This is a genomic window from Streptomyces sp. NPDC044061 (assembly GCF_056434305.1).
In genome coordinates this window covers 40198-45666 of record NZ_JBWKFL010000054.1, presented here as the reverse complement: position 1 = coordinate 45666, position 5469 = coordinate 40198, and the positions used below count along the sequence as shown (strand labels likewise).

Genomic DNA, 5469 nt, shown 5'->3' with positions numbered 1-5469 from the left:
TGGTTTTTTTTGTTCCCGTGACCAGGGGTGGCTGGGGTCCCTCCTCGGAAGGTAAAGACGGCCGCGGGGGGGGGTGCACCAACACGGAAAAACACAACAAAACCCCCCCCCCCCCCCCCTTCCCCGCCCCCGGCAGGTGTTTTCCAAAAAACCGAGGCCCCCGGGGACCGTCTCCCCCCGGGCCGCTCGTACCCTACGCGCCGGGCCGCGCCCGCGGAGTGTCTCTGACCGGCGATTCCCAGGTCCGGGCTTCGTCCGAGCTCCTCCGGACTCGCACCCTCACTCAGCCGTGAGTGTCACGGACCTGCCCGGGGCCTGCCTATGGGTTGCCTGATCGAACAGGCCACGCGCGCCGACAGCCAGCGTCCACAGCAGGAGAGGAAACACCGCGACACGCTCCATGCCTCCCATGCCCAGTCCCAGGTAGTGGTGCGAGGAAAAGAGCCCCGAGGCCGTGATCGCCGTGATTCCCGGCAGGCTGGTGGCCCAACGCAGTAGACCCGGAACACGGTCCGACAGACCGACTCCCGCCAGCAGAAGGCCGATGTTGCCCGTTCCCATGATGAGCAGGGCACCCAGGACATGCTGGTTCTCGTGGACGTCCGCAGGCGCCAGCCCGGCGAGTGCAAATCCCAGACCGGCACCGGCCAGTAGAAACCGAGCCACGGTCGCGGTCGCTCCTCGGCGCCACATGGGGCCAGTCAGGGCGGCGCCGACGACGAGTAGCGCTCCCAGGGCGATGAACGAGACGTTCATGAGGCCGTGTTCGGGTGAACAGACATACCGTGGCTCGGGCTCCTGCTGCATGGCGCAATGAGCGTTACCCAAGTCACTGATGTTGTTCCGCGCCCAACTGTACGGTCTCGCCCAGGCTGACTCTGTGATCCCGTGGATCACAAAGAACTGCACCACACCCGCGATCCATGCGGAACAACCGATCCGAGCCCTCACCTGACCACCTTCTGTCGCACGATTTCCGTACGAGCTAGCGGATCATGCGGCTCCAGCCTCAGGCACTCCGGTGGCCCCCACGAAGCGGGGTAGGGCGGACCCTACGAACGGGCGCGGCGGATGAGACTGCCGCGGCGTCTGCGTGCCCACTGCCGTGGACCACCAGGCCCCGCGAGTGCCGGCCGTGGACGAGTTCGCCTTCCGCCGGGGCCGTCGCTACGCAACCATCATGGGCGACGTCGGAACGCACCAGGTCGTTGACGTGTGGCCGGACCGAACCTCGGAGGCACTGGCCGCACGGCTGCGCCGGCATGCCGGTGCTGGATGGCGCACGATCCAGCACGTCGATGTCGACGTGGACACCTTCGTCCGGCGCCAGGTCGCGGCAGGCGTCCCAGCCGATGTCGCGCGACTGTTCGTCGAGATTCTCGTGGCTGTCGGCCGCGGCTCGGGTGCCGCGCTCTCCGACGGTGCGGAACGAGCCCTCGGCCGACCGCCCCATCCTTTCGAGGACTTCGTCACCAAGGCTGCCGCCGCGGGCCACTGGGCCTGACGTTCGGCCCAGCACCGCCCGCACTGGAGCGTCCGGAGCGAGGACAGCCCGCCGGCCGAACCGGGGGTTTGCCCCATGGTCGCGTGATGGCGGTCGTTGTAGCGTCGAGGAGCGCTGGGACCCGAGTCGGGCCACTTGGACCAGCGCTTTCTTCGGGCCTGTTCAGGCAACTCTCCAGAGCTGGGGGACATTCATGCGTCAGCGATACCGCTGCCTCGGAGTCGTAGCGGCTTGCCGGGCTCGCGGCCGCCGGACTCGCCGCGTGCGGTCTGGTCAAGGGTGAGACCTTCGAGGACAGCAGCGCGCTGTCCGGGAAGATCACCTCCGTGCGGCTGGAGAACGGTTCGGGCGGCGTCTCTGTCAATGGCACCGAAGGCGGCGGGAAGCTGTCTCCGCGCCGGAAGGTCGAATATCGCGGCGACAAGCCGAAGGGCGCCACCCACCGGATCGAGAACGGCGTGCTGATCCTCGGTGGCTGCGGCAGCCGTTGCTCGGTCAACTACACCGTCGACGTGCCTGCCGGTGTCCCGGTCAGCGGCGGAGTGTGCAACGGCGGGGTCCACTTGTCCAAGGTGGGGCCGGTGAAGGTGACGACCAGTTCCGGACGCATCGACATGAACGGCGTCTCCGGCGCGGTGGAGGTGAGGACCTCCAACGGCGGGATCACCGGGAAGGACGTCAAGGGCACGCGGATCCTGGCGCAGACCTCGAACGGCGCGATCGACCTGACCCCGGCAACACCCCTGGAAGTTCCAGGGCCAGGGCACGCTTCTCCCCGGACGAAGCGGTAGCGATGACGCGACCCGCCCCCAACTCGCGGGCCAGCCGCACCGCCAGACTGCCCGTCCCACCCGCGGCGGAGGGGACGACGACGCTCTCCCCGGGTCGCAGGTGGGCCACCGACCGCAGCAGGTGCCAAGCGGTCAGTCCCTGTACGAGCAGGGTCAGTGCCGCCCCCCGCGCTCACGCCTTGTGGCACAGGAGGCAGGTCGCGATCGGCGACCACGGTCTTGGCGGCGTAGCCTCCCTGCCGGACGTAACCGAGGACCCGTTGACCGTCCGCGGTCCGGCCGGCGACCTCCATGCCGGGGATGTGCGGGAGGGGCCCTTTCATCGCATACGGGCCGTCGGTGAGCTCACCCGCGATCTGTTTGATGTCGCCGAAGTAGACGCCCGCGGCCTCCACTTCGACCAAGGTCTCGCCCACCACGCCACCGGGCCCGGCACCTCGACCTCTTCCAGGACCTCCGGACCGCCGAACCGTTCATATTGCATGGCACGCACGACGACGCCTCCCAGGGGCTCACAGACCGCGGTGAGTCACAGGCAACTTACTGGCGAGCGGCGCTCGTCAACGGCCTCCCCAAAGTCAGCCTGCCTCCTAATCACCTTTCGTGACCTGCCGACCGGCAGCTAGTGTTCGCGCAGCGAGTGACTCACGAGGAGCCAAGACATGCTCGGTCGTCCGAGCACGCGTTGACGTCGAAGGCCGTGAGCGGCCTGTCATCGCGTGCTGCCCTTGATACGCGGCACAGCGAGCCTTCCCTTCCCGCTGCCTGAAGCCGTCGGCGCACCTGCCTGCGTCGGGTGGCGGATCTCGTCTTCGGCCATGCCAAGGGGTCCCTGTGCCGTCCGTTCTTTCTGCTGATGCAGATTCCGGTCGACCTGTCTCGTCAAGTCTGTGGCGGGATGGCGACTTCCAACGGCTCTGGGTGGGCCAGACGGCTTCCCAACTCGGCGAACAGACAGCTCTGTTGGTTCTTCCTCTGATGGCCGTCATGACGCTCCACGCCGACGCCGGCCAACTGGGTGCTCTCCGCGCGGCGGGGCAGGCGCCGGTCCTGTTGCTGTCGCTCTTCGTCGGCGCGTGGCTGGATCGGTGGCGGGCCCGCACGGTGATGGTGCTGGCGGATGCCGGACGGGCCCTGGCACTGGGCGGCGCAGCCCTGACCGGCCTCCTCGGTGGGCTCGGTCTGCCGACGTTGCTCGTGGTCACGTTCGCTGTCGGCTCTCTGTCCGTGTTCTTCGACGTGGCGTACCAGACCTCCCTTGCGCGGCTGGTGCACCGTGATCACCTGGTGCGCGGCAACAGCGCACTCGAGGGAAGCCGGTCCGCTGCCCAGATCGGAGGCCCCGCCCTCGGCGGCGCGCTGGTGTCCATGCTGTCGGCGCCGATCGCCACGGCCTTCGGCGCGGCGTGCTTCGTGTTGTCGTTCCTGCCGATCCGGCTGATCCGTCGCCGGGAGTCGGGCCTCGCCGACTCGGAACGTCCCCCGCGGGTCTGGCGGCGCATCCGGGAGGGCCTGCGCTTTGTCGTCCGTGAGCCTTCGCTGCGGACCGTGGGACTGGCCTCGGCTGTCTTCCAGTTCTCCTACGCGGCCACGATGACCGTCTATCTGGTCTTCCTGCCGCGGGAACTCCTTCTGTCGGGTACCGCTGTCGGACTGGCGCTCGCGGCGACGGGCCCGGGCGCGTTGCTCGGCTCGCTGCTGGCCGCCCGTCTCCCGAACCGCTTCGGCTACGGCGCCGTACTCGTGTCGGCGGCGGCACTCGGCGACGCGGTGATGCTGTGCGTGCCGGCGATGCACGGGTCCGGCACTGTGACGATGACCGTGCTCCTGGCGGTCAACTTCGTGTTCGGGGCCTGCGGACAGCTGGTGAATGTCACGGTCATGGCTGTGCGGCAGAGCATGGCTCCGCCCCGGATGCAGGGGCGTACGGCCGCGACGATCACGTTTGCCGGCATGGGGATGACACCGCTCGGCTCGCTGCTCGGTGGCTTTCTCGCGCAGGAGTGGGGATTGCGGACCAGCCTCCTGGTGACGGCCGCCGGCATGATGTCGTCTCCGGTGCTGATGGCTCTGTCGCCACTCGCCCGCCTGGGGCGGACGCTTCCGACCCCGCCGGAGGCCCCGGCCCCCTCCGCGTGACCGCACGACTGGGGCGCTCGGCCGCATCCGGCTACCCCGTCCCCGTCCCGGCTACCAGATGCTCACATCGGTTACTCAAAGTTACAGGACTGGAGGCCCTTGCTCTGGGAAGCGGCGCCCCTGAAGAGGTCGCTGTACCGTGGCTGAACAGGTGATCGAGACGGGTGATGGCGGTGGATTGGCGCGAATACGCCGAGCAGATGGCTCTGCTCGCGCGAAATCTGCTGACCCAGGACTCGGTCCAGGCGACCCTGGACGAGATCGCGGCGTCGGCGGTTCAACTGCTCGACGGCTGTGACGCCGCCGGGATCCTGGCGGTGCGCAAGGGCCGGGCCACGACTCTGGCCGCCCGTGGCGACGTGGTCGGCGAGTCCGACCGCATGCAGGGCGAGCTGGGTGAGGGGCCGTGCTTCGATCTCGCCCGCCGCGCGGACGCGGATCAGGAGCGTGTCTTTCGGATCGCGGACATGACCCGGCCCCAGCCGGCCTGGCCGCGGTTCGCCGAGGCGGCCCGCGGGCTGGGCATCGGGAGCATGACCGGCGTGCTGCTGTACACCCACGACGATGACTTCGGTGCGCTGAACCTCTACTCCCGCCGCCCGGGCGCCTTCGGCAAGGACATCGAGACCGCGGGCTGGCTACTGGCCTCGCACGCCGCCGTCGCCCTGGCCGACGCCCGCACCATCGACCAGCTCGAGCACGCCATGGAGACGCGGCACGCCATCGGTGAGGCCATGGGCATCCTCATGGAACGCCACAATCTGAGCACGGACGACGCCTTCAGCGTGCTCCGCCGCATCTCCCAGCACCACAACGTCAAGTTGCGCGACGTGGCGCAGCAGATCCGGGACAAGCGCACCGACCCGGCCTGATCCCCCGTCGTCCCGTTCCCTCGTCGCAACCAGGTGCGCGCAGTGCGGCAGGGGGGGGGGGGGAGGAGAAAGAGGGGAGAAGCCGGGCGGCCCCCGAGAGGGGAAGGCCCACACCAACGGAGAAGCGAGTAGCTCTCCCGCCGCCTAAACCCCTCCCCACCAA

5 protein-coding genes are annotated in these 5469 nt (G+C 68.9%); 4 read left to right on the top strand and 1 reads right to left on the bottom strand.

Annotated features, from left to right (window positions below; translation table 11 throughout):
• Positions 1–279: 279 nt before the first annotated feature.
• Positions 280–909, bottom strand: a complete 630-nt coding sequence (locus AC07CM_RS43840) for a DUF998 domain-containing protein (protein WP_478882153.1) — start codon at positions 907–909, stop codon at positions 280–282.
• Positions 910–1093: 184 nt separating this feature from the next.
• On the opposite strand from AC07CM_RS43840, the gene AC07CM_RS43835 reads away from it, so the two are divergent.
• From AC07CM_RS43835 to AC07CM_RS43820, 4 genes are all read left to right on the top strand, one after another.
• Positions 1094–1504 (top strand): transposase, encoded by a 411-nt coding sequence (locus AC07CM_RS43835; protein ID WP_478882150.1) that lies wholly within the window; start codon positions 1094–1096, stop codon positions 1502–1504.
• A 326-nt stretch (positions 1505–1830) separates the two neighbouring features.
• Positions 1831–2295 carry a DUF4097 family beta strand repeat-containing protein gene (locus AC07CM_RS43830; protein ID WP_478882149.1) on the top strand — a complete coding sequence of 155 codons (465 nt, stop codon included), beginning with the start codon at positions 1831–1833 and terminating at the stop codon, positions 2293–2295.
• Between the two features lie 834 nt (positions 2296–3129).
• The gene (locus AC07CM_RS43825) at positions 3130–4434 is read left to right on the top strand and encodes an MFS transporter (protein ID WP_478882148.1); all 1305 of its coding nucleotides are present in this window, start codon (positions 3130–3132) and stop codon (positions 4432–4434) included.
• Positions 4435–4601: 167 nt separating this feature from the next.
• A complete protein-coding gene (locus AC07CM_RS43820) occupies positions 4602–5306 on the top strand; it encodes a GAF and ANTAR domain-containing protein (RefSeq protein ID WP_478882147.1) in 705 nt (234 codons plus the stop codon).
• Positions 5307–5469: the final 163 nt, after the last annotated feature.